Annotated in this window: 19 protein-coding genes; 14 read left to right on the forward strand and 5 right to left on the reverse strand. The window is 73.6% G+C overall.

Annotation, left to right across the window (positions count from 1 at the left end; translation table 11 throughout):
- Window positions 1–11 precede the first annotated feature (11 nt).
- From AB0M16_RS24390 to AB0M16_RS24400, 3 genes are all read left to right on the forward strand, one after another.
- Window positions 12–581: a cupin domain-containing protein gene (locus tag AB0M16_RS24390; RefSeq protein WP_365346285.1), complete on the forward strand. Its 570-nt coding sequence runs from the start codon at window positions 12–14 to the stop codon at window positions 579–581.
- Entirely contained in the window at window positions 578–1,789 is a 1,212-nt protein-coding gene (locus tag AB0M16_RS24395; RefSeq protein WP_365346287.1) for a cytochrome P450, read from the forward strand. The genes AB0M16_RS24390 and AB0M16_RS24395 overlap by 4 nt, the downstream gene beginning before the upstream one ends.
- 66 nt (window positions 1,790–1,855) lie before the next feature.
- Window positions 1,856–2,647, forward strand: a complete 792-nt coding sequence (locus AB0M16_RS24400; RefSeq protein WP_365346289.1) for a GNAT family N-acetyltransferase — start codon at window positions 1,856–1,858, stop codon at window positions 2,645–2,647.
- On the opposite strand, the gene AB0M16_RS24405 is transcribed toward AB0M16_RS24400, so the two are convergent.
- Window positions 2,644–3,489, reverse strand: a complete 846-nt coding sequence (locus tag AB0M16_RS24405; RefSeq protein WP_365346291.1) for a pentapeptide repeat-containing protein — start codon at window positions 3,487–3,489, stop codon at window positions 2,644–2,646. The two genes, AB0M16_RS24400 and AB0M16_RS24405, sit on opposite strands and share 4 nt — an antisense overlap.
- Window positions 3,490–3,592: 103 nt before the next feature.
- Here AB0M16_RS24405 and AB0M16_RS24410 point away from each other — a divergent pair, with 103 nt between their 5' ends.
- Entirely contained in the window at window positions 3,593–5,113 is a 1,521-nt protein-coding gene (locus tag AB0M16_RS24410) for an alpha/beta fold hydrolase (RefSeq protein WP_365346294.1), read from the forward strand.
- A gap of 15 nt (window positions 5,114–5,128) precedes the next feature.
- On the opposite strand, the gene AB0M16_RS24415 is transcribed toward AB0M16_RS24410, so the two are convergent.
- Window positions 5,129–6,760: an acyl-CoA synthetase gene (locus AB0M16_RS24415; RefSeq protein WP_365346296.1), complete on the reverse strand. Its 1,632-nt coding sequence runs from the start codon at window positions 6,758–6,760 to the stop codon at window positions 5,129–5,131.
- A gap of 187 nt (window positions 6,761–6,947) precedes the next feature.
- On the opposite strand from AB0M16_RS24415, the gene AB0M16_RS24420 reads away from it, so the two are divergent.
- From AB0M16_RS24420 to AB0M16_RS24460, 9 genes are all read left to right on the forward strand, one after another.
- A complete protein-coding gene (locus AB0M16_RS24420; protein WP_365346298.1) occupies window positions 6,948–7,775 on the forward strand; it encodes a crotonase/enoyl-CoA hydratase family protein in 828 nt (275 codons plus the stop codon).
- 58 nt (window positions 7,776–7,833) lie between these two features.
- Complete coding sequence (locus tag AB0M16_RS24425) at window positions 7,834–8,793, forward strand: OB-fold domain-containing protein (RefSeq protein ID WP_365346300.1); 960 nt, start codon at window positions 7,834–7,836, stop codon at window positions 8,791–8,793.
- Window positions 8,790–9,863 (forward strand): thiolase domain-containing protein, encoded by a 1,074-nt coding sequence (locus AB0M16_RS24430; RefSeq protein ID WP_365346302.1) that lies wholly within the window; start codon window positions 8,790–8,792, stop codon window positions 9,861–9,863. The genes AB0M16_RS24425 and AB0M16_RS24430 overlap by 4 nt, the downstream gene beginning before the upstream one ends.
- Window positions 9,856–11,037, forward strand: coding sequence for a thiolase domain-containing protein (locus AB0M16_RS24435; protein ID WP_365346304.1), 1,182 nt, complete (start codon window positions 9,856–9,858; stop codon window positions 11,035–11,037). Before AB0M16_RS24430 ends, AB0M16_RS24435 begins: the two co-directional genes overlap by 8 nt.
- A gap of 129 nt (window positions 11,038–11,166) precedes the next feature.
- Entirely contained in the window at window positions 11,167–11,409 is a 243-nt protein-coding gene (locus tag AB0M16_RS24440) for a DUF397 domain-containing protein (protein WP_365346306.1), read from the forward strand.
- 103 nt (window positions 11,410–11,512) lie between these two features.
- Window positions 11,513–11,908, forward strand: coding sequence for an ACT domain-containing protein (locus AB0M16_RS24445; RefSeq protein ID WP_365346308.1), 396 nt, complete (start codon window positions 11,513–11,515; stop codon window positions 11,906–11,908).
- Window positions 11,909–12,046: 138 nt separating this feature from the next.
- The gene (locus tag AB0M16_RS24450; protein ID WP_365346310.1) at window positions 12,047–15,268 is read left to right on the forward strand and encodes an AAA family ATPase; all 3,222 of its coding nucleotides are present in this window, start codon (window positions 12,047–12,049) and stop codon (window positions 15,266–15,268) included.
- Window positions 15,269–15,327: 59 nt separating this feature from the next.
- Window positions 15,328–15,828: a hypothetical protein gene (locus tag AB0M16_RS24455; protein ID WP_265864155.1), complete on the forward strand. Its 501-nt coding sequence runs from the start codon at window positions 15,328–15,330 to the stop codon at window positions 15,826–15,828.
- 17 nt (window positions 15,829–15,845) lie between these two features.
- A complete protein-coding gene (locus AB0M16_RS24460) occupies window positions 15,846–16,211 on the forward strand; it encodes an RNA-binding S4 domain-containing protein (RefSeq protein WP_365346313.1) in 366 nt (121 codons plus the stop codon).
- Between the two features lie 52 nt (window positions 16,212–16,263).
- On the opposite strand, the gene AB0M16_RS24465 is transcribed toward AB0M16_RS24460, so the two are convergent.
- From AB0M16_RS24465 to AB0M16_RS24475, 3 genes are all read right to left on the reverse strand, one after another.
- A complete protein-coding gene (locus AB0M16_RS24465; protein WP_365346315.1) occupies window positions 16,264–18,462 on the reverse strand; it encodes a terpene synthase family protein in 2,199 nt (732 codons plus the stop codon).
- A 169-nt stretch (window positions 18,463–18,631) separates the two neighbouring features.
- Window positions 18,632–20,584, reverse strand: a complete 1,953-nt coding sequence (locus tag AB0M16_RS24470) for a peptidoglycan recognition family protein (protein WP_365346317.1) — start codon at window positions 20,582–20,584, stop codon at window positions 18,632–18,634.
- Window positions 20,585–20,918: 334 nt separating this feature from the next.
- On the reverse strand, window positions 20,919–22,049 hold the full coding sequence (locus AB0M16_RS24475) for an aminoglycoside phosphotransferase family protein (RefSeq protein ID WP_365346319.1): 1,131 nt from the start codon (window positions 22,047–22,049) through the stop codon (window positions 20,919–20,921).
- Between the two features lie 237 nt (window positions 22,050–22,286).
- Between AB0M16_RS24475 and AB0M16_RS24480 the strand changes: the two genes are divergently transcribed.
- Entirely contained in the window at window positions 22,287–23,777 is a 1,491-nt protein-coding gene (locus AB0M16_RS24480; RefSeq protein ID WP_365346321.1) for a hypothetical protein, read from the forward strand.
- Window positions 23,778–23,809 lie beyond the last annotated feature (32 nt).

Raw genomic sequence — 23,809 nt, forward strand, 5'->3', positions numbered from 1 at the left:
CCGCCACCCCCATGACCGCCACAGCCATCGGACCGGGCGGCGGGCTCATCGTGCCGCCCGGCCACGGCAGGACGCTCACCACCGCCGCCCAGCACGTCACCTTCAAGGTGACCGGCGAGCACAGTCGTACCGCCTCCACCTTCGAGGTCGTCGTCCCGCCGGGCTTCGACGTCGGCGCCCACGCCCACGCCCGCAGCGAGGAGCTTTTCTACCTGGTGGAGGGCGAACTCGACGTCCTCGCCTTTGAACCGCTGGTGCGCACGCGCGACAGCTGGCGGGAATGGGAGTCCGCTTCCGGACAGCGGGCCGTGCGCGCCACTCCCGGAACCCTCATCCTCGTGCCGCCCGGATGCCCGCACGCCTTCGCCAACCCCACCGGCGACCCGGTCCGCATGCTGTTCCAGGCCTCGCCGCCACCCGATCACGAGCGCTACTTCGAGGAGCTCATGGACATCCTCGGCTCCGGCGGGCCGGTCGACCACGAGGCCATCGCCCAGCTCCGCGTCCGCTACGACATCGAACAGATCACCCCACTCCGGCACGACACCGGAGTCCGACCGGAGACGGTGCCCACGCCATGACGTCACCCCGGCACGACGGGCCGGTCGTCCACGACTGGGCCGTGGTCCCGCTGGCCGGCACGGACTTCGACCCCGTGCCCCACCGGCTCCTGCACGAGGAACCCGTCGCCCGCGTCAGGCTGCCCCACGGCGAAGGGCACGCCTGGCTCGTCACCCGCTACGAGGACGTCAAGCAGATCACCGCCGATCCCCGGATGAGCCGGGCGCTCACCGTCGGACGACCGATCACCAGCATGACCCCGCACACCCTCGCCCCGCCGGGCGGAGTGGGCCGGGCCGACCCGCCCGACCACACCCGGCTGCGCAAGCTGCTCGCCCCCACCTTCGGGCGCCGCCGCATGACCGCCCTGCGCGCCCACACCGAGCGCACGGCTGGCATGCTCGCGCGGCGCACCCACGACGCCGGTCCGCCCACCGACCTCGCCGAGACGTTCATCGGCCCGCTCGCGACGACCGTGGTCGCCGAACTCCTCGGCGTACCCGCCGCCGACCTCGGCCGCGTCGAGCACTGGCGTGCCCGACTCCTGCGCCACGACACCACCGCCACCGAGGGCGAGTCCGTGAAGAAGGAGATCGCCGGCTACTTCGCCGACCTCGCCCGGCAGCGCGCCGACTACCCGGCCGACGACCTGATCAGCGAACTGGCCGCCGCCCGCGCAACCGGCGGCATCAGCACCCCGGAGTTGGTGTCGACGGCCGTGATGCTCACCCTGAACGGCCTCGACGCCGTCCGGAACATCGTCGCCACCATGGTCTACGTGCTCCTCGTCCACCCCGATCAGACGGGGAAGCTCCGCGGCGACCTCGACCGGCTGCCCCGCGCCGTGGACGAGCTCCTTCGCTTCGTCCCGCAGCGCAACGGCGTCGGCATGCCGAGGGTCGCCACCACCGACGTCGAGGTCGGCGGCGTCACCGTCCGAGCGGGCGAGGCCGTCTACGTCTTCTACCCGGCCGCCAACCGCGACCCGGCGGTCTACACCGACCCCGACCGTCTCGACCTCGGCCGCGACGAGGCCCCACACCTCGCCTTCGGCCACGGTGCCCACTACTGCGCGGGCGCCCAGCTCGCGCGGATGGAGGCCGAGGTCATGCTCGCCACCCTCCTGACCCGCTTCCCCGGTCTCGCGCTCGCCGAGCCGCCCGACCGGATCGCCTGGCGCACCGGCACGGTCAACCGGGGACCGGAGACCCTGCCCGTCACCTGGTGACGAGCCCGGGGCACCCCCCCGTAATCCAGTGGCGTAGGAGTCCCGGCGGATGCTGGGGTGGAGGCCATGGAACTCACCACTCTGCGCCTCCACTACGACCGCCAGCTCCGGCTCGGTGCCCGCCCCGACGGACCCGGCGCCCGGGTCGAACGCGACGGACTCGTCGTCCGGCAGACCGGGCCCCTTCACGGCTGGAACGGGATCCTCTGGTCCGGCCTCGGCCCGTACGACGCCGACGCGGCCATCGCCGCACAGATCCGCCACTTCCGCACCGCCGGCCGATCCTTCGAATGGAAGCTGTACGGGCACGACGGCCCGGCCGACCTCGCCGAACGCCTCCTCCGCGCCGGGTTCACCCCCGACGAGCAGGAGACCCTGATGGTGGCCGAGGCGACCGCCCTGCCGGCGCACGAGGGGCTGCCGGCGGGCGTGGAGCTGCGCGCCGTCACCGACGAGGCCGGCGTGCGGATGGTGGTCGAGGTGCACGACCGCGCCTTCGGCACGGACAGCTCCCACCTGGGCCGCCGCCTCCTCGACCAGCTCGCCGACGCGCCCGGCACCGTGGCGGCCGTCGTCGCCCTCGCCGACGGCGTTCCCGTCAGCGCCGCCCGCCTGGAACTCCCGAAGGGCAGCGACTTCGCGGGCCTGTACGGCGGCGGCACCGTGGAGGCCTGGCGGGGCAAGGGCCTCTACCGGGCCCTGGTCGCGCACCGCGCCCGGATCGCCGCCGAGCACGGCTACCGCCACCTCCAGGTCGACGCCGCCCCGACCAGCCGCCCGATCCTCGCCCGCCTGGGCTTCGCCGAACTCACGACGACGACCCCGTACCTGTACGAGATCGAGGCCGAAGGCGCCTAGCGGGCGGCCCAGTGGGCCGGGCGCTCGAAGCCCTCGGGCAGGCGGGTCGCGGCGTCGCCGCGGGCCGCGTTCAGCTGCGGCTGGGTGAGGAACAGGGCGCCGGTCAGATCCGCGCCCGACAGGTCGGCGTCCCGCAGGTCCGCGCCGATCAGATCGGCGAGCGACAGTTCCGCACCACTCAGGTCCGCGGCGATGAGCAGGGCCCCGCGCAGGTCGGCGCCCCTGAGCTTCGCCCCGCGCAGCCGGGCCCCGATCAGATCGGCGCCCCTCTTGTTCTTCGGCTTGCCGCCGGCCGCCGCACGGACCAGGGAGCTGCTCTTCAGGAGCAGCGGATTCACCTCGGCCCGGACCGGAGCGACGTCCAGCTTCTCCAGGTCGGCCGCCGCCCCCTCGGTCAGCGCCGTGACCCGGGCCAGGGCCCGGTCGAGGTCACGGTGGAGCGGGCGGGCCGCGGCGAGTGCCCGGGCCTCGGTGAGATGGCGCAGCAGCTCGTGCAGCTGGCGCATCACCGGGAACACCTCGTACATCTGCCGCGCACTGTCCGGGGCCTCCCGCCACGACACGCCGCCGAAGGTGACCTGGGAGACCTTCTGGCCGGCCCCGAAGCAGTCGTAGACGGTGCAGCCGGGGAAGCCGCTGTCCCTCAGCCGGGTGTGGATGCCGCAGCGGAAGTCCTCCTGGAGGTTCCGGCAGGGCTCGCCCGAGGACTTGTCCGCCGCGAAGTCGGCGGACCTGGCGAAGGGGAGGGCGACACAGCACAGCCCGAAGCAGTTCGCGCAGTCGCCGCGCAGCGCGACCTGGGGGAGTTCGCGACGGGTCTCGGACGGACGGGTCTCGGACACGGTGGAGCGGCTTCCTTCGCTGGTGGAGGCGGACATCCCACCGTATCGCGCCCTCGGCGAACACGGTTGTCACGCTCCGTGCCCCGCGTCCATGATCGACGACATGCCTCGGTTCACGACGTACGACGGAACGGAACTCTCCTACCGGATCAGCGGCACGGGGGAACCCCTGCTCGTACTGCCCGGCGGCCCGATGCGGGACGCGGACTACCTCGGCGACCTCGGGGGACTGACCGCGCACCGCACCCTGTTCGTGCTCGACCCGCGCGGCACCGGCGGCAGCGCGGTGCCCGCCGACCCCACGAGCTACCGCTGCGACCGGCAGGTCGCCGACGTCGAGGCCTTCCGCGCCCACCTCGGCCTCGACCGGATCGACCTGCTCGGCCACTCCGGCAGCGCCAACCTGGCCACTGGGTACGCCGCCGCGCACCCCGAGCGGATCCGCTCCCTCGTCCTGGTGACCCCGGGCGGGCGGGCGGTGGGCGTCGAGGTCACCGACGAGGAGTGGGACGAGGCCGCCGAGGTGCACGCCCACCAGCCCTGGTACCCGGAGGCACGCGCGGCCCTGGACGCACTCGACGGGTCCACCCCTCCGGAGCGGGCCGCGGCGATCGTGATGCCCTTCGCGTACGGCCGCTGGGACACGGCCGCCCGGGCGCACGCGGCTCAGGTCCAGGAGCAGACCAACTGGACGGCGGCACGGGCCTATTACGCGGACGGCGCCTTCGAGCCCGAGACCACCCGGCACGCGCTGCGCGAGCTGACCGCCCCGGTCCTCGTCCTCGCGGGCGGGTACGACGCGGGCCCCACGCCGCGGAAGGCCGCCGAGATCGCCGCCTGCTTCCCGAACGCCGAGCTCGCCGTCCAGCAGGCCGCCGGACACTTCCCGTGGATCGACGACGCCGGTGCGTTCCTGCGCCCGGTCGTCGCCTTCCTCGACCCGGCGGTACGCACGGTCACCGTCGACGGCGTCCGCCTCGCGTACCGGGTCACCGGCCCGGAGGACGCCGAACCGGTCGTGCTGGTGCACGGGCGGGGCGCCGACGGCACGGACTGGGCCGAGATCGCCGCCGAACTGGCTGCCGACCGGCGTGTGTACGCCCTCGACCTGCGCGGCCACGGACTGAGCGACTGGCCCGGGCACTACGGCTTCGCGGTGTTCCGCGACGAACTGGCCGGTTTCCTGCAGGCGCTCGGTCTGGTCGGGGTCACCGTCGTCGCGCACTCGATGGGGGCCGGCGCCGCCTGCCTGCTGGCCCAGCGGGAGCCGGAGCTGATCGGACGGCTCGTCCTGGAGGAGCCGCCCGCCTTCGTCCCCCTCGACCCGCCGCGCGGCCCGGCGGGCCCGCCCGAGGAGCCGGTCACGGTGGACTGGGCGGTGGTGGGCGCCACCGACGCCGAGCTGAACGCTCCGGACCCCGCGTGGCGCGAGGAGTTGGGGGAGATCACCGCCCCCACTCTGATCGTCGGGGGCGGTGCCTCCAGTCATCTCCCGCAGGCGCCGCTGGCGGAGCTGGCCGAGCTGGTCCAGGACGGCCTGCTGGTGACCATCAAGGGCGGGCACCTGGTGCACACCCACCGGCCGGTCAAGTTCCTGGCCGCCCTGCGGAAGTTCGGCGTGTGACGGACGGGGTCCGGGTCAGGCCCCCGCCCCGGCGTCCGCCTCCACCGCCACCGACCGGGCCCAGCGGTAGTCCGCCTTGCCGCTGGGGGAGCGCTGGATCGTGTCGGTGAGCACGAGCTGGCGCGGCACCTTGTAGCCGGCGAGCCGGGTGCGGCAGTGAGCCTGGACGGCCGCCAGGTCCAGGGGCGCGGCGCCGTCGCGCAGTTGGACGACGGCGGCCACGTGGCTGCCCCACTTCGCGTCCGGGACGCCGGCGACCAGGGCGTCGTACACGTCCGGGTGGGACTTGAGCGCCTGCTCGACCTCCTCCGGATAGACCTTCTCGCCGCCGGTGTTGATGCACTGCGAGCCGCGTCCGAGGACGGTGACGATGCCCTGTTCGTCGACCGTGGCCATGTCGCCGAGCAGGACCCAGCGCTCCTCGCCCTTCCGGAAGAAGGTCTCGGCGGTCTTCGCGGCGTCGTTGTAGTAGCCCAGCGGTACGTGACCGCGCTGGGCGAGCCGGCCGATCTCCCCGACGGCCACCGGCTCGTGGGTGGCCGGGTCGACGACCTGGGTGCGCTCGTTGACGTGCAGCCGGAAGCCCTTGGCGGGGCCGGAGTCGTCGGTCGCCCGGCCGTTGGAACCGGACTCGGAGGAACCGAAGTTGTTGAGCAGCAGCACGTTCGGGGCGAGGGCCTGGAACTGGTCGCGCACGGTGTCGGACATGATCGCACCGGACGAGGAGAGGCTGAACAGCGAGGACAGGTCGGTGCCCTTGAGGGGTCCGTGCAGGGCGTCGACCAGGGGCCGCAGCATCGCGTCGCCGACCAGCGAGACGCTCGACACCTTCTCCTTCTCGATGGTGCGCAGCACCTCCTCGGGCACGTACTTGCGGTGGATCACCACCCGCTGTCCGTAGTGGAAGGCGATGAACGAGGTGAGCGTGGACGTGCCGTGCATCAGCGGGGGAGTCGGGAAGAAGGTGAGCCCCGCGCCGCCCGCCGCCACCCGCTCGGCCAGCTCTTCCGGGCGCTTGACCGGCTCACCGCTCGGGTCGCCGCCGAAGAGCCCGGCGAAGAACAGGTCCTCCTGGCGCCACATCACGCCCTTGGGCATCCCCGTGGTGCCGCCGGTGTAGATGATGAACAGGTCGTCGGGGGAGCGGGGCGCGAAGCCGCGCTCGGGTGAACCGCCCGCCTCGGCGTCCGCGAAAGCCACGCAGTCGAGAGCGGGAGCGCCCTCGGGAGGGGTCCCCACCCTCACGAGGTGCCGCAGCTTCTCCGTCTGCGGCAGCGCGGCCGCGACCCGCTCGGTGAACTCGGCGTCGAAGACGAGCGCGGCCAGGTCGGCGTCGCGGTAGAGGTAGACCAGCTCCTCCTCCACGTAGCGGTAGTTGACGTTGACCGGTACGAGCCGGGCCTTGAGGCAGGCGAGCACGGTCTGCAGGTACTCGGTGCCGTTGTACAGGTGGAGGCCGAGGTGCTCGCCGGGGCGGAGGCCCGCGTCGACGAGGTGGTGGGCAAGCCGGTTGGCGGCGGCGTCGAGGCCGGCGTAGGTGAGCCGGTGCTCCGCCCCGGTGCCGGGGTGGTCGACGTACACCAGCGCCTCGCGGTCCGGGACCACGTCGACGACCGATTCGAACAGGTCGGCAAGGTTGTACTCCACCGTTCCTCCTGATCCTGGCCCGGACTGACCCCCATCGGTCACTGGGCGGTCATTAGAGCGCCGACGGGCGCAGGGGGGAAGGGGGTGCGCAGAAGAATCTGACTGGGTGTCAGAAAACTATTGAACTGGCTCCGCCACTCCTGCAACCTGTTCCAGAAATGGCGCCGGGAGTCGGGAGACGGCAGACATGGCAGACGCGGCAGGAACTCCGTCGAATGGCGGCACGGAACACCTCGACGTGCGGCGCGAAGGCGCCACGCTCGTCCTCACCCTGAACCGGCCCGAGGCCAAGAACGCGCTCTCGCTGCCGATGCTCGTCGGACTCCACGACGGCTGGCTGGAGGCCGACGCCGACGACACGATCCGCTCGGTCGTCCTCACCGGCGCCGGCGGCGCCTTCTGCGCGGGCATGGACCTCAAGGCCCTCGCGGGCAGGGGGATGGAGGGGGAGCGGTACCGGGACCGCATGACAGCCGACCCGGACCTGCACTGGAAGGCCATGCTGCGGCACCATCGCCCGCGCAAGCCGGTCATCGCCGCCGTCGAGGGCTACTGCGTCGCCGGCGGCACCGAGATCCTCCAGGGCACCGACATCCGGGTGGCCGGGGCCTCCGCCACCTTCGGCCTCTTCGAGGTCCGGCGCGGCCTGTTCCCGATCGGCGGCTCCACGGTCCGGCTGCCCCGCCAGATCCCCCGCACCCACGCCCTCGAAATGCTCCTCACCGGACGTCCGTACACCGCCGAGGAGGCCGCGGGCATCGGCCTGGTCGGCCGGGTCGTCCCCGACGGCACCGCCCTGGAGACTGCCCTGGAGATCGCCGAACGGATCAACGCCTGCGGGCCGCTCGCCGTCGAGGCCGTCAAGGCGTCGGTCTACGAGACCGCCGAGATGACCGAGGAGGAGGGCCTGGCGGCGGAGCTCAAGCGCGGATGGCCGATCTTCGCCACGGCCGACGCGAAGGAGGGCGCCAAGGCCTTCGCCGAGAAGCGCGCCCCGGTCTACCGCCGGGAGTGACCCGCGGCCCGGTCCCGCCGCAGGCGCAACCGCCCCGCCCACCCAGTCAGGAGCCAGCATGACCGACGCCCTCGAAACCCTGCGCGCCCCGCTCGTCGTCGAGTTCCCCTTCACCCGCTCCCTCGGGCCGGTCCAGTCCGCCTTCCTCACCGGCCTGCGCGAGCGCGTCCCGCTCGGCGTGCGCACCGAGGGCGGACGCGTGCTCGTGCCGCCCGTCGAGTACGACCCCGAGACCGCCGCGGAACTGCGCGAACTCGTCGAGGTCGGGGACACCGGCACCGTCACCACCTGGGCCTGGAACCCCGACCCCCGCCGCGGGCAGCCCCTCGCGACCCCCTTCGCCTGGGTGCTCGTCCGCCTGGACGGCGCCGACACCGCCCTCCTGCACGCCCTCGACGCCCCCGGGCCCGAGGCCGTCCGTACCGGCATGCGCGTCCGGATCCGCTGGGCCGCCGAACGGCACGGAGCCGTCACCGACATCGCGTGCTTCGAGCCGGCCTCGCACGACCGCGACGAACGGCGCGAACGCCGGGCCCATGACGGGGACTTCGACGAGCCCGTCACCGGCATCGTCGCCCCCGCCCGCCTCGACTACACGTACACCCCCGGCCGCGCCCAGACCGGCTACCTCCACTCCCTCGCCGAGCGCCGTACCGTCGGCGAGCGCTGCCCCTCCTGCGCCAAGGTGTACGTGCCGCCCCGCGGCGCCTGCCCCACCTGCGGGGTCGCCACCACCGAGCGGGTCGAGGTCGGCCCGCGGGGCACCGTCACCACCTACTGCATCGTCAACATCAAGGCGAAGAACCTCGACATCGAGGTCCCGTACGTCTACGCCCACATCGCCCTCGACGGCGCCGGGCTCGCCCTGCACGGCCGGATCGCCGGCATCCCCTACGACCAGGTCCGCATGGGGCTGCGCGTCGAGCCCGTGTGGAGCGAGGGCGGCCGATACCCCGACCACTACCGCCCCAGCGGGGAGCCGGACGCCGACTACGACACGTACAAGGAGCTCCTGTGACCGCAGCACGCCGGGACGTCGCCATCGTCGCCTTCGCCCAGACCGACCACACCCGCCGCACCGACGACCTCTCCGAGGTCGAGATGGTGATGCCGGTCCTCCACGAGGTGCTGCGGCGGACCGGCCTCAGGACCTCCGACATCGGCTTCACCTGCTCCGGCTCCTCCGACTACCTCGCCGGACGCGCCTTCTCCTTCACCATGGCCCTCGACGGCGTCGGCGCCTGGCCGCCCATCTCCGAGTCGCACGTGGAGATGGACGGTGCCTGGGCGCTGTACGAGGCGTGGGTGAAGCTGCTGACCGGCGAGGCCGACACGGCGCTCGTGTACGCGTACGGCAAGTCCTCGCCCGGCTCCGTACGCGACGTGCTGACCCGCCAGCTCGACCCGTACTACGTCGCCCCGCTGTGGCCCGACTCCGTCGCCCTCGCGGCCCTCCAGGCACAGGCCCTCATCGACGCCGGGCACACCGACGAGCCCGCGCTCGCCGCGATCGCGACCCGCAGCCGCCAGGACGCCGCCGCCAATCCGCACGCCCAGCTGCCCGGGGCGCGGCCCCAGGGCGACCACCTCGTCGCCCCCCTCCGCACCGGGGACTGCCCGCCCATCGGCGACGGAGCCGCCGCCGTGATCCTCGCCGCCGGCGACCGGGCCCGCGAGCTGTGCGCCCGGCCCGCCTGGATCACCGGGATGGACCACCGCATCGAGGCCCACTCCCTGGGCGTCCGCGACCTCACCGACTCGCCCTCCACCCGGCTCGCCGCCGAGCGCGCCGGCGCCTTCGACCCCGGCGCCGCCCGGCCCGTCGACACCGCGGAACTGCACGCGCCGTTCACCTCCCAGGAGGTCGTCCTGCGCAGGGCCCTCGCCCTCGGTGACGACGTCCGCGTCAATCCGTCCGGCGGCGCGCTCGCCGCCAACCCCGTGATGGCCGCCGGCCTCATCCGGCTCGGCGAGGCCGCCGCCCGCATCCACCGCGGAGCCTCCGACCGCGCCCTCGCCCACGCCACCTCCGGGCCCTGCCTCCAGCAGAACCTGGTCGCCGTCCTGGAAGGGGACTCGCATGAGTAAGGCCGTGACATCGAAGGAAAGCGTCGCGATCGTCGGCATCGGCCAGACGAAGCACGTCGCCGCCCGCCGGGACGTCTCGCTCGCCGGCCTCGTCCGCGAGGCGGCCCGGCGCGCCCTCGACGACGCCGAGCTGACCTGGGCGGACGTCGACGCCGTCGTCATCGGCAAGGCCCCCGACTTCTTCGAGGGCGTGATGATGCCGGAGCTCTACCTCGCCGACGCCCTGGGCGCGGTCGGCAAGCCCATGCTCCGCGTCCACACCGCCGGCTCGGTCGGGGGTTCCACCGCCCTCGTCGCCGCGAACCTCGTCGCCGCCCGTGTGCACCGCACGGTGCTCACGCTCGCCTTCGAGAAGCAGTCCGAGTCCAACGCCATGTGGGGCCTCTCCCTGCCCGTCCCCTTCCAGCAGCCGCTGCTCGCCGGCGCGGGCGGCTTCTTCGCCCCCCACGTACGCGCCTACATGCGGCGCACCGGAGCCCCCGACACGATCGGCTCGCTCGTCGCCTACAAGGACCGCCGCAACGCGCTCAAGAACCCGTACGCCCATCTCCACGAGCACGACATCACCCTGGAGAAGGTGCAGTCCTCGCCGATGCTCTGGGACCCGATCCGCTACTCGGAGACCTGCCCGTCCTCCGACGGGGCCTGCGCGATGATCCTCACCGATCGGGCGGGCGCGGCCCGTTCGCCCCGCCCGCCGGCCTGGATGCTCGGTGGCGCCATGCGCAGCGAGCCCACCCTTTTCGCCGGCAAGGACTTCGTCTCCCCGCAGGCCGGGCGGGACTGCGCGGCAGACGTCTACCGGCAGGCCGGGATCACCGATCCGCGCCGGCAGATCGACGCCGTCGAGATGTACGTGCCGTTCTCCTGGTACGAGCCGATGTGGTTGGAGAACCTCGGCTTCGCGGAGGAGGGCGAGGGCTGGAAGCTCACCGAGGCGGGCGTCACCGAGATCGGCGGCGACCTGCCCGTGAACCCGTCCGGCGGCGTGCTGTCCACCAACCCCATCGGCGCCTCCGGCATGATCCGCTTCGCGGAGGCGGCCCTCCAGGTACGGGGGCAGGCCGGCGAGCACCAGGTGGAGGGGGCGCGCACGGCGCTCGGGCACGCGTACGGAGGGGGCGCGCAGTTCTTCGCCATGTGGCTCGTCGGCGACCGGCCGCCCACCGCCTGAGGGAGGTCGACGACCGGCCGCACACGGCCCGAGGTCTGTCGGTGCCCCGGACCGGTCGCTACGCTGAGGCCCGGACGAGCAGCACAGCGTGACGCGTGATGCGTGGGACGACGCGAGAGGAGCACGGACGTGACGGACAGCACCATGACCCAGCACGCCAGGACGGGGCAGGACCTTCCGGACCTCGACCTGTCACAGGCGGACTGGCGCTCCGGCAGCCAGGGCGTGGGCGACGTCCAGATCGCGTTCGTCGAGGGCTTCATCGCGATGCGCAACGGGCGTCGGCCGGAAGCGCCGTCGATCGTGTTCACCCCGGCGGAATGGCGGGCGTTCGTGGTCAATGCGCGCGACGGCGAGTTCGACCTGACCTGAGCCCGGCGAGGGGCCGTTCCCCGGGGGCGGTCCGAGGAGTGTCCTGCCGACCGGGCGCCGCGGCCCCGGCCTGATCGGCACGACACCCCCTAGGGTGGTGATCATGAACGCAGAGCGTGATCTGACCCGGCTGCTCGCCGGGATGCGGCCGGAACTCCACCCCGGCCGCTACGTCTTCACCACCGTGGACGGCCCCGCCCCCGAAGACCTCGCCCCGGTCGTCACCGTCGCCGAGCGCGAGGGCCTGACGATGGTCGTACGCCAGGAGGACGCGGACGCGGCCTCGCTGGCGTACGACTACGTGGCCGGCTGGATCACCCTGCGGGTCCACTCGGCCCTCGACGCCGTGGGTCTGACGGCGTCCGTAGCGGGAGCCCTCGCCGACGCCGGGCTCAGCTGCAACGTGGTCGCCGGTTTCCACCACGACCACCTCTTCGTCGAACATGCGCGGGCGGAGGAGGCATTGGGTGTTCTGGAGGCGCTCGCCCGGCGCTCCTGAGGCTCTTTCACACGACCTGCACAATCTTCAGCCCCGGGGGCGCTTCCCGGCGTACGCTGGGGTTTTCGTGGGGCCACCGCTCCGGACGCACCCCTTGTGCGCCGGGTGTGCGCCCCCAGCGTGGGGTGGGGGTGGACCATGGCGGTACAGACCGGCGGACCGGCCGGCCGAGGCTTCGGCCTCATCGAGCGCGAGGCCGAACTCGCGGCAGCCGAAGAGGCGTTGAACCTTCTGACGGGCCACGGCGCGGAGGCGTCCTGGCGCGGGGAGGAAGCAGGGGGCGACGGGGCGGTGGGGGCCGCCGACGGTACGCCCGGCGGCGAGGGCGGGGAGCCGTCGGCCGGTCCCGACCGGGCCGTGACGCGCCCCGACGCCGCGCCCGGCGGGACGGCCCACGGGCCCGGCGCCGCCGACGGGCCGCCCCACGGGCACCCCGCCGGGTCCCGCCCCGACCCTCTCCCCTCCGCCGGCCCCGGCACCGACGCCGACCGCGCCGGTCGGCCCGCACGCGTCCCCCGCCCCCGGCAGGCGCCCGGCACACCGCTCCTGCGCGTCGTGCGGGGCGCCGGGACCGCGAGCGAGGGCGGTCGGGCCGCGCGGAGCGTCCGGCGCGGCGGCGTACTCGCCTACGCCGCGCCCGCCGGGCTCGGGAAGACCACGCTGCTCGCCGAGATCCGGCGGCGGGCCGCCGCCAAGGGGTGCACCGTGCTGTCCGCCCGGGGCGGCGACCAGGAGCAGCGGGTCGCGTTCCACGTGGCGCGCCAGCTGCTGCAGCCGCAGCTCGCCGCCGCCTCACGGACCGAACTGCGCGAGCGGCTCGGCAGCTGGTACGACATCGTCGGCCCCGCGCTCGGTCTGTGCACCGCCGCCGAGGGCGCGCCGCCGGACCCCCAGGGGCTGCGGGACGGCCTCGACTGGGTACTCACCCACCTCGCGGTGCGCCGCGCCCCGCTCGTCGTCGTCCTCGACGACGCCCACTGGGCCGACCCCGAGTCCCTCGGCTGGCTGTCGGCGTTCTCGCCGCGCGCCGAGGAGCTGCCGATGCTGCTCGTCGTCGCCTACCGGCCCGACGAACTCCCTGAGTCGGGCGCCGAGTTCACCGGACGCCGGTCAGGGCAGCGGCCGCTCGGCCTGGAGCCGCTCACCTCCACCGCCATCGCCAGGCTCGTGCGCGACCGCGTCGGCGCCCATGCGGACGACGCGTTCTGCCGCGAGTGCTGGGCCGTCACCTCGGGCAATCCGTTCGAGGCCGTCGAGCTCGCCGCCAGGATCCGCGACCGGGGCCTGGAGCCCGTCGCGGACCGCGCCCACACGCTGCGCGATCTCGCCGCCGCCGTGAAGGGCAGCGGGCTGATCGCGCAGATCGAGCGTCTCGGCACCGCCACCGTCCGCCTGGCCTGGGCCTGCGCCGTCCTCGGCACCGAGATCTCCCCACAGCTCGCCGGCGCCGTCGCCGGACTCGGCGGCGAGGAGGTCGCCCGCAGCGCGGGACTCCTGCGCCGCGCCCGCGTCCTGGCCGAGGCGCCCGACGAGGAGACCGAGACCCTCGAATTCGTCCACCCCCTGATCGCCACCGCCGTCTACGACGCCATCCCCGCCGCCACCCGGGTGGCCCTGCACGGCCAGGCCGCCTGGTGCGTCGTCGACGCCGGGCTCGGCCCCACCGCCGCCGCCCGCCACCTCGTCGAGACGCACCCCGAGGGCGACCCCTGGGTGGTCCAGCACCTGCGCGCCGCCGCCCAGGAGACCCTGCGGGCGGGCGCCCCCGACACCGCCCGCAGCTATCTCGCCCGGGCCCTGCGCGAGCCCCCCGACCGCGACGAGCGGGCCGCCGTCCTCTTCGAGCTCGGCTGCGCCTCCCTCCTCACCGAGCCCGCCACCACCGTCAACCACCTGCGCGCCGCCCTGGAGGAACCGGTCGCCGAGCCCGCCCTGCGGCACGGCATCGTGTACCGGCTCTCCCAGGTCCTCGCGCACAGCGACCGGCTCGTCGAGGCCTCCGAGCTCCTCGGCCGCGAGTCCCGGCTCACCACCGACGCCCGCAGCCGGCTGCGCATGCAGTCCGAGAAGTTCATGTGGGACGCCTTCCGCGCCGACGAGCCCGACTCCCCGGCCCGCTCCCGCCGGCTGGCCCAGCTGGCCGACCGCCTCACCGGCCGCGACCTCACCGAGCGGTACATCATCGGCCTGCGCGCCTGGGACGCCACCGTCCGCGCCGAGCCCTCCGCCGTCGCCGTAGGCCACGCCGAGCGCGCCCTGGAGGGCGGTCTCAGCTGGGCCGACGAGAGCCGCGGCTTCGAGGTCCCCGTCCTCGTCGCCCTCACCTTCCTCTACGCCGACCGGCCCGGCCGCGCCGAGGAGCTGTTCGCCGCCGGCACCGCCGAGTTCGAGCGGCAGGGCTGGCGCGGGGCCCACCTGTCCTTCGCGTACACCCTCCTCGGCTACATCCGCTACCGCCGCGGCCGCCTCGTCGAGGCCGAGGACTTCGTGCGCGCGGGGCTGCGGCTCGCCGAGCGCGTCGGTCCCCGGACGCCCGCCCAGTGGTACGCCACCGGCGTCATGATCGAGGTGCTGCTCGCCCGGGGCCGTACGGCGGAGGCCGAGCGGATCGCCCGCGCCCACGACTTCGGCGAACCCTTCCCGGCCGCCGTCACCTTTCCCGACTCCCAGACCGTCCACGCCGAACTCCTCCTCGCCACCGGCCGTACCGAGGAGGCGGCCGCCGAGCTCGCCGCCGTCGGCCGCCGTCTCGACCCGCGCGGCATGCGCAACCCCGCCTGGTGCCCGTGGCAGTCGCACCTCGCCCTCGCCGAGGCCTGCGAGACCCCCGACCGGGCCCGCGACACGGCGCTCGCCGCCGTGGCCCGCGCCCGGCAGTACGGCGCGCCCTCCGCGATCGGCCAGGCGCTCCGCGTCACCGCCGAGGTCTCCCCGGACACCGAGCGGGTCAAGCTCCTGGAGGAGTCCGTCGACTGGCTCGACCGCTCGCCCGCCGCGTACGAGCTGGCCCGCTCGCTCGTCGCCCTGGGTACCGCGCTGCGCCGCACGGGCCGCACCCATGAGGCCGCCGAGCACCTCTACCGCGGCCTGGAGACCGCCCAGAGCTGTGGCGCGGACGGCCTGGTCGAGGACGCGCGGGCCGAGCTCGCCGCCGCCGGGCTGCGCCCCCGCGCGCTGCTGCCCGCGGGCACCGACACGCTCACCGCCCGTGAGCGGGCGGCCGCCGAGCTGACCGCCCGTGGCGAGGACCCGGCCGACGTGCTCGGCGTCGACGGGGCCACCGTCACCCGCTTGCTCTCCGCCGTCTACCGCAAGCTCGGCACCGACCGCGCCGGACTCGCGCAGGCGCTTCGGAACTGAGGCGCGCGATGCCCGCCCCGGCGCGCCGCGCTGCGCGCCGGGGCACGTACCATGGCGGTATGTCCTTCCTCCGCCGCCGCAGCGCCGCCACACCCGCGGGTCCGGACTTCGACGTCCTGGCCATGGACCCCGGGGACTGGCCCGGCAATCTCGGCGCCGGCCTGCTCCCGGCACCCGACGGCAGCTGCCAGGGCGTGTTCCTCCGCTACGACCTGTTCGGCGGCCGCGGCCCCGCGATGATCATCGGCAATCTCCCGGAGGGCTCCCCGGCGCGCGAGCTCGCCGACGGACAGGTCCCCTTCGAGGTGGCCCAGCTGCTCGCGGCCCTGGAGAACGACGAGCCGGTCGAGGTCCTCGACCGCGAGGACGTGCCGGTGATGCAGGGCGACAACCTGCTGATCGTGCGCCGCCTCAAGCTCTCGGAGAGCCGCATCTCCTGCGTGCAGTTCGACCGCAGCGACAACGTCCTGGTCACCATCGCCAGTTGGGACCGTCCCATCACCGACGACCTGTACGCGCTGCTCAAGCCGCTGCCCGCCGAGCTGTTCCAGCAGGGCTGACCGGGAGGCGGGGGCCGATGAGCGCACGCGTCGACAGCTGGATCTGGGCGGTCCGGCTGACCAAGACCCGCTCCCAGGCCGCCGCGGCCTGCCGGGCCGGGCACGTGAAGGTCAACGGGGAGCGGGCCAAGCCCGCCCAGCCCGTGAAGCCGGGCGACGAGGTACGGGTCTTCCACGGCGGCCGGCAGCGGATCGTCGAGGTCAAGGAAGTGCTCACCAAGCGGGTCGGCCCGCCCGCCGCCGCCGAGGCCTACGTCGACAACAGCCCGCCCCCGCCGCCCCGTGAGCACGTGGCCGTGGCCGGTGTGCGCGACCGCGGCGCCGGCCGCCCCACCAAGCGCGACCGCCGCGAACTCGACCAGCTGCGCGGTCAGCGCCCGTAGCGCGACGCCGACCAGGCCCCCGGCTCGGCGCCGGGGGCCTCGTCGCGCCCGGCTAGCTCACGAGCGCGCCGTACGTCGCCGCGATCCGCACCGCAGACGTCCCGAGGCCCCGCGGGCCCCGGCGCGCGAGTGAGGTCCCGGCACCCGCGCGGACGTCCTCCGCCCCGTAACGCCGCACGCTCCGGTGCCAGTTGAGGACCCCGGCGACCCAGTCCTCCAGGTCCCGCAGATAGCCCCGGAAGGCCGCCCGGCCCTCCGCGTCGAGCCGGAAGTCCGCAAGCAGCAGCGGCACTTCGTGCTTCTTCACGTGCTCGTACTGGCGCAGCCGCCCCCGCATCAGGTCGTCGACCATCGACACTGCCGCCGGGTAGTCGCAGTCGAAGAACGTCTGCACCACGAGCAGCAGGTTGTGCAGCTCCCCGTCGACCTCGATCTCCTTCTGGTACGAGAACAGGTCGTTGACCATCGCCCCGTAATCCATGAGGGAGCCCTCCAGGGCGCGTACGGTACCCGTACGGAAGATCTCCGGAGGCAGGACCTCGGGCCTCCGCAACCGGGACATCAGCGTGGTCAGCTCGGAGCCGAAGGTGCTGCGGCGCATCTCGATGTAGTCGACCGGGTCGGGCACCCGGTGCTGGGCCGTGTTGTGCAGCTCCCACATCCAGCCGTCCAGCATGATCTCGACGGCGGCACGGAACCGCGCCCGTGCCGCGTCGCTCATCGGCCCGGCCGTGCGTCCCCACAGGTCGGCGAGCGCCCGTTCCATCGGGTGCTCCGCGAGCGCCGCCCCCGCGGACGGATCCGACAGCGGCATACAGGACTTGAGCCGTTCGGTCTGCCGCTTCGCCGTGACGAGGTCCCGCGGGCGCCCGAAGACGATCGGGTAGTAGTCGTCCGCGTACGTGCCCCAGGTCAGCCAGTCGGCACTGAGCCCCAGCTCCTCCGCCGTGGCGTCCGGGGCGAGCCCCGCCGAGCAGAGCGCGAGGTCGAAGCCCTCCGCCATCGGCCGGTCCCAGATGTCGTCCAGGAGCCCCATGCGCTCCGCCCATTCCACCGTGTGCCGCCGTGCCTCGTCGAGGTGCGGGCTCAGCGCGAGCGGGTACGGCAGGTCGAAGTCCGGGAGCAGCGACGGGCCCACCCGCTGGTACGGCTGGTGGGTGAGCGTGCGCAGCCGGCTCGCCGCCGGGCGTCCGAAGAGGTTCCTGATGTCGAGCGCGGAGGTGCCGATCAGGCCGCCGAACGGCGAAGCGCCCTTCACCAGGCCCCCGTTCATGTACCGGCTGGAGCGCAGGTGCCACTCGTGGCCGCCGGACTGCCAGTCCTGCAGGCCCTTCGTGTACGCGGCGATCGCCGCCGCCTCCTCCGGACCGAGCGCCTCCTCCACGCAGAGCGCGGGCACTTCGGTGAGTGCGGTGTTCTCGAACTGCTGCAGCCGCGAGGTCAGCAGGTCGTTGACGGCGTTCGCCGCCTCCTGGGTCGTACAGCCGAGGAACCTCTCCAGGACCAGCACGCCGTTGCTGTTCTCGCCCTCCTCCTCCACCTCCCGCTGGTACGAGAAGAGGTCGTTGCGCAGGTGGACCGCGTCCGAGAAGGCGTCCCGCAGGACGCGCAGCGGCCGTGCGTCCGCCACCCGCTCCGGCACCTCGGCGCCCGCCGCGTATTCGACGAGCCCCGCCGACCAGGGTGCCCCACCCACCTTGCGGCGCATCTCGATGTATTCGACGGGGTTGGCGATCCGCCCCTCGTGGATGTTGTCGAGCTCCCAGAGGGACTCGTACAGCAGGTGCTCGGTCGCCTCGGCGAACCGCACCCGCCAGGCCTCCGACATCGACGGAACGGTCCGCCGCCACAGATCGGCGAGTCCGGCCTCCACCGGATTGGTCGGCTCGGGCATCCCCGCCGCCGGATCGGCCGGCATGAAGAGCGGGAGCCGGTCGAGGTACGCCTTGCCGCCCCGACGGTCCAGGGAGCGCTTGAAGATCTCCAGGAAGTGGTCGTCGAAGAAGAACACCCACGTGTACCAGTCGGTGACGAGGGACAGGGTCTCCTCGTCACAGTCGGGGTGGGTGTAGGAGCAGAGCAGCGCGTAGTCGTGGGACTGCAGGTCCTCCTCCTCCCAGATCCCGGAGCCCTCCAGCATCCCCATCTCCCGCGCCCAGTCACGCGTGTGCGTGCGGGCCGTCTCCACATGGGGATTGAGCCGCGCCGGATACGGGACATAGAAATCCGGCAGAACGAAGGGCTGAGCCATGCCAGGGAGGCCTCTCGGTGAGCTGGGCTGTCGTCCGGCCGAGCATTACCCGTCGCCCCTGGCGCCCACGCGAACACCGGAATAGTCATACCGCTCGACACGGGGTGCCGTCCGGATCCTGACCCGGCGGCACCCCCGCGCCTCTCGCGCGGTTTCGGCCAGACCTCGGTCAGGCCCGGGAAACCAGCACGTCAGCGGCCTTCACGAAGGCCACCCGATGGCCGAACTGGATCTCGTAGTACTCCTCCTGGCCGCGTACGACCGTGTGCCCCGTGGGGTCGAACGTCGGTGCGAAGTAGTACTCTCCCGGCGTACGGCCGCCCACCACGTACCGCTGCCCCGCGAGGAGCTTGTACGGCAGCGGGGACACCGACTGCACCGGGACGCCCGCCGGGTAGGCCGAGGCCTCCGGATACGCCCGCCCGTAGACCGGCACCGACGCCACGCCCTCCTTCGGCGTGAGCACCAGCCCCCGCGCGTTCACCGCCGTCGATCCCTCCTTCGGGTTGTGGAACCACGCCTTCTGCCCCAGGTACCAGATCGCCGTCCAGTCGCCCCGCCGCTCCGCCACCGCGAAGCTCTGGCCGGTGGAGGCCCGCGCCCCCGTGTCGTTGACCCCGGTTGTCGAATCCTGCCCGCCCGGCCGCAGACCGATGTCCTTCACCAGCGGCGCGTCGGCGCTCGGCGCGGTGTGCAGGCGCACCGCGCCGCTCCCGTGCGGTGCGCACGCCTCCCCGGCGGCCACGCACCCCGTGTACACCGGCCGGTGCGACGCGTAGTCCGGACGGATCGTCACCACCCCGGCGTTCGGGCCCGCGCTCGGCGTGATCGGCCGGCCCAGGAGCTGGAAGTAGTGCGCCCAGTCCCAGTACGGGCCCGGGTCCGTGTGCATGCCCTTGATCGACGAGGTGACCGTCCCCGGTACGTTGTCGTGGCCGAGCACGTGCTGCCGGTCGAGCGGGACGTCGTACCGCTTCGCCAGATGGCGCGCCAGCCGCGCCGAGGTCCGGTACATCGCCTCCGTGTACCAGGAGTCCGGCGAGGTCAGGAAGCCCTCGTGCTCGAGACCCACCGACTTGGCGTTCACGAACCAGTTGCCCGCGTGCCAGCCCACGTCCTTCAGCGACAGGTGCTGCGCGATGTGACCGTCCGAGGAGCGGAGCGAGTACTGCCACGACACGTACGTAGGATCCTGTACCAGCTTCAGGGTGGTGTCCCAGCTGGCCTCGGTGTCGTGGATCACGATGTAGTCGACCGACTGCGACCGCGGCCGGTCAGCGAGGTCGTGGTTGCCGTAGTCGCCGTCCCCGAACTCCTCGTACGGCGCGGGGATCCACTCGCACGCCACCGACGGCGGGCACTCCACCGGACCCTTCGCGGGAGCCCGCAGCCCGAGCGCGGCCACCTGTCCGGTGGCCGGGGCGACGCCCGGGTCGGCGGCCAGGGTGACCAGCTGCCCGCTGTCCGTCGTCCGCGACTCGCCGGTGCGGATCACGTCGAAGACGTCGTCCGCGTAGACCGTCGCGGTCGCCGAGTCGTCCGCGCCCGAATAGGCCGCCACCGCCCCGTACCAGGCGGCCGGGTCCGTGCTCGCCGGCAGGCCGGCCTCGCGCTGCGCGGCCGCCAGCAGCGCCGCACCGCCCTCGATGTTCGCCGCCGTGCTCGTCCGCAGCTCCTCGGCGGTGTGGCCGGACAGCTCGGCCGCGCGCTCCAGCGTCCGCAGCCGGGGCGGCAGCGCGGCCGCCGCGGGCGGCGCCGCCCGGGTCCCGGCACCGAGCCGCGGGGTGCGCGACCCGTCGCCGCGGGCGTCCTCCACGCCCTCCGCGTGGTGCGGTGCCTCGGCCAGCGCGGTCACCGCGTCCGTGAGGTGCATCGGACCGTAGCCGCCGGTCACGCTCGGCGCGCCGCCGTGGGCGTCCCACCGCGACTGGAGGTACGACACGGCGAGCAGCACGCTCTGCGGGACGCCGTGCCGCTCGGCCGCCACCGTGAACTGCCGCTGCAGCGAGCCCGCCACGGGCTCCTCGGCGGCGACCGGCGCCCAGCCGGTCGGCGCGCCGGACAACAACGGCAGGAGCAGGACGACGGGCGCGACACGTCTGAGGGACGTGGAACGGAGCAAGGCAGCCTCCTGGAACGGATGGGGGAGCGGGGGCGTGCGGGACCGAACCCGTACAGGGGTAGCGGCTCCCGGACCATCCGTCAATCACCCCTCCACACAGGCGATTTACCTGGTCGGAGGAGTTTCCGGCGGGCGGCGCGCCCGCCTGCGGTGCGTCAGTGGAGTAGACCAATGGGGGTGTGTCGTGCCGACTTTCCTTCCTCCGGCCGCGCTGCCCACGGGAGCGGCCCCACCCCGCCCTCGACCCTTCGGCCGCGCACACGGAAGCGCCGCGCACCCGGTGTGTCGGCACCGGGCGCGCGGCGCGCCACCCCCGTCTCGTGTCGGCCCGCGCTCAGCGCGTCCCGACCGCCGCGCGCACGGCCCGCCGTGCCATGGCGCAGTCGTCGTGCAGCCGCCGCAGCAACAGACGCTGTTCCTCGCCGGGCGACACCGCGCCCACGGGCACCGGCACGGAACCGGCCGGCGGAGCCTCCCTGATCGTCCGCTGCACCGCCGTCTCGTACGTGCGGATCTCCCGGGTCAGCACGATCATCAGGTTGACCAGGAAGGCGTCCCGGGAGGCCGTGCCCGCCTGCTGCGCCAGCTGGCTGATCTGACGGCGCGCCAGCGGCGCGTCCCCCAGCACCGCCCACAGCGTCGCCAGGTCGTACCCGGGCAGGTACCAGCCCGCGTGCTCCCAGTCGACCAGCACCGGACCGGCGGGCGACAGCAGGATGTTGGAGAGCAGCGCGTCACCGTGACAGAACTGCCCCATGCCCTGCCTGCCACCCGCGGGAGCGAGCCCGTGCAGCAGCTTCTGCAGGTCGTCCCGGTCCCGGTCGGTGAAGAGGCCCAGCTCGTGGTAGCGGGCGATCCTCGCCCCGTAGTCGAGCGGCGCGTCGAAGGTCCCGGCCGGCGGGCGCCAGGCGTTCAGCCGGGCGATCGCACCGAGCGTGGCGCGGACGTCCGCGCGGGGCGGCGCCTCGACGGGATGCCGGCTCAGCGCGGCCGCCCGTCCCGGCATCCGCTCGATGACCAGCGTGCAGTTCTCCGGGTCCGCGGCGATCAGCCGCGGCGCGCGCACCGGGGGACGGTGCCGGACGAAGGAGCGGTACGACGCTATTTCGTGCCTGAACCGCTCGACCCACGCGGGGGAGTGGTCCAGTAAACACTTCGCGACCGCCGTGGTCCTACCGGTCGTCCCGACGATCAGCACGGAACGTCCACTGCGGCGCAGCACCTGAACCGGATTGAACTCCGGGCAGATCCGGTGGACGGACGCGATCGCCGTGCGCAGCTGCGCGCCCTGAGGGCCGGACAGGTCGATGCGACCGCTGGGCGGCTGGACGGTGCTCCCCGCCCAGCGCCTGGGCCGCGCCACCCCCGGTGTCGGAGCGGGCGCGAGGTACGGTCCGGAACCGGCCGGGATGGTGCGGTGCAGCGGCCGGGGCGGGGCGGTCACGGAGGACGATGCTGTGTACATGGAGGTGACAGATCCCTTCGTGCGCCGACGAGTTGCGTGCGTCGCCCCGCCCGCCCGACCGATCCGCACCCTGGGGAAAATGAGGGCCGGTCGACGGGGCGGGGTGGCGCGTTCCTACCTGACACCCGGGCGCGGGTGGCGGAACATCGGGCGCACCCTGGCGAACCCTGGCGAATAGTCGCCAGCCCTATGACAGGGGGTTACTGTCAACTCAGCCGAGAACCTGGGGGCTTAGACGTGACCGGACAGACCAACACCCGCCTGGCGGACCTTTTCGGCCTCGCCGGCTGGTCCAAGGGCGAACTCGCGAGACTCGTGAACCGGCAGGCGGCGGCCATGGGCCACCCCCAGCTGGCGACCGACACCTCGCGGGTGCGGCGCTGGATCGACATGGGGGAGACCCCGCGCGATCCCGTCCCCCGGGTGCTGGCAGCGCTGTTCACCGAGCGACTCGGCCGTGTCGTGACCATCGAGGACCTCGGGTTCGTACGACACGGGCGCGCCGGCAAGCGGCGGGACGTCAGGAACACCGACAACCCTGACGGGCTGCCCTGGGCGCCCGAACGTACGGCAGCGGTCCTCACCGAATTCACGGGAATGGACCTCATGCTCAACCGACGCGGCCTGGTGGGCGCGGGTGCCGCGCTTGCCGCCGGCTCCGTACTCACCAACGCCATGCACGACTGGCTCCACACCGACCCCGCACGACCCGGCGCCGCCCCCAGCGCCATCGATCCCCTCCACGCCGACCCCGCTGGGTACGACCGTTACGAGGCCGCCCCCATCGGGTCGGAGGAGATCGAGGCACTGGAACGCTCCGTCGAGGTCTTCCGCGCCTGGGACGCCTCCCGCGGCGGAGGCCTGCAGCGCAAGGCGGTCGTGGGTCAGCTCAACGAGGTGGGCGGCATGCTCGCCTACCACCACCCCGATCACCTCCAGCGGCGCCTGTGGGGCGTCGCCGCCAACCTGGCCGTGCTCGCCGGCTGGATGTCCCATGACGTCGGCCTCGAACCCACCGCCCAGAAGTACTTCGTCATCGCGGCCCACGCCGCCCGCGAGGGCGGCGACCGGCCGCGGGCGGGCGAGGCGCTCTCCCGCGCCGCCCGCCAGATGGTCCACCTGGGCCGGCCCGACGAGGCGCTCGACCTGATGAAGCTCGCCAAGTCGGGTGCGGGGGAACGGCTGTTGCCGCGCACCCAGGCCATGTTCCAGACCATCGAGGCCTGGGCACAGGCGTCGATGGGCCGCGGTCAGGCGATGCGCCGCACCCTCGGCGAGGCCGAGGACCTCTTCGTCTCCGACAAGGGCGACGAGAAGCCCAGCTGGATGCAGAACTTCGACGAGGCCGACCTGCACGGCATGCAGGCGCTCGCCTACCGCACCCTCGCCGAACACGACCCGGCCGCCGCGGTCCCGGCCCAGCGTCACGCCAAGCTCGCCCTGGAACTGCGGCGCCACGGGCACGACCGCTCCAAGCTGTTCGACCACATCTCGCTCGCCTCGGCCTGCTTCATCGCCGACGATCCGGAACAGGCGGACCGGTACGCGCGGCTGGCCCTGGTCTCCATGGGCGACACCTCCTCGCACCGCACCTGGGACCGGCTGCGCGAAATGTACCGGCTGACCGGACAGTACGCGGGCTACAGCAAGATCGAGGACCTGAGGGAGGAGATCGAGACCGCCCTGCCGAAGGCACCGGCGAACCGCCCCAGGACCGGAGAGGCGTGAGGGGCGCGCGGGTCGGGCCCCGGCAGCCCCTC

The organism is Streptomyces sp. NPDC051921 (genome assembly GCF_040680975.1).
GTDB lineage: Bacteria > Actinomycetota > Actinomycetes > Streptomycetales > Streptomycetaceae > Streptomyces.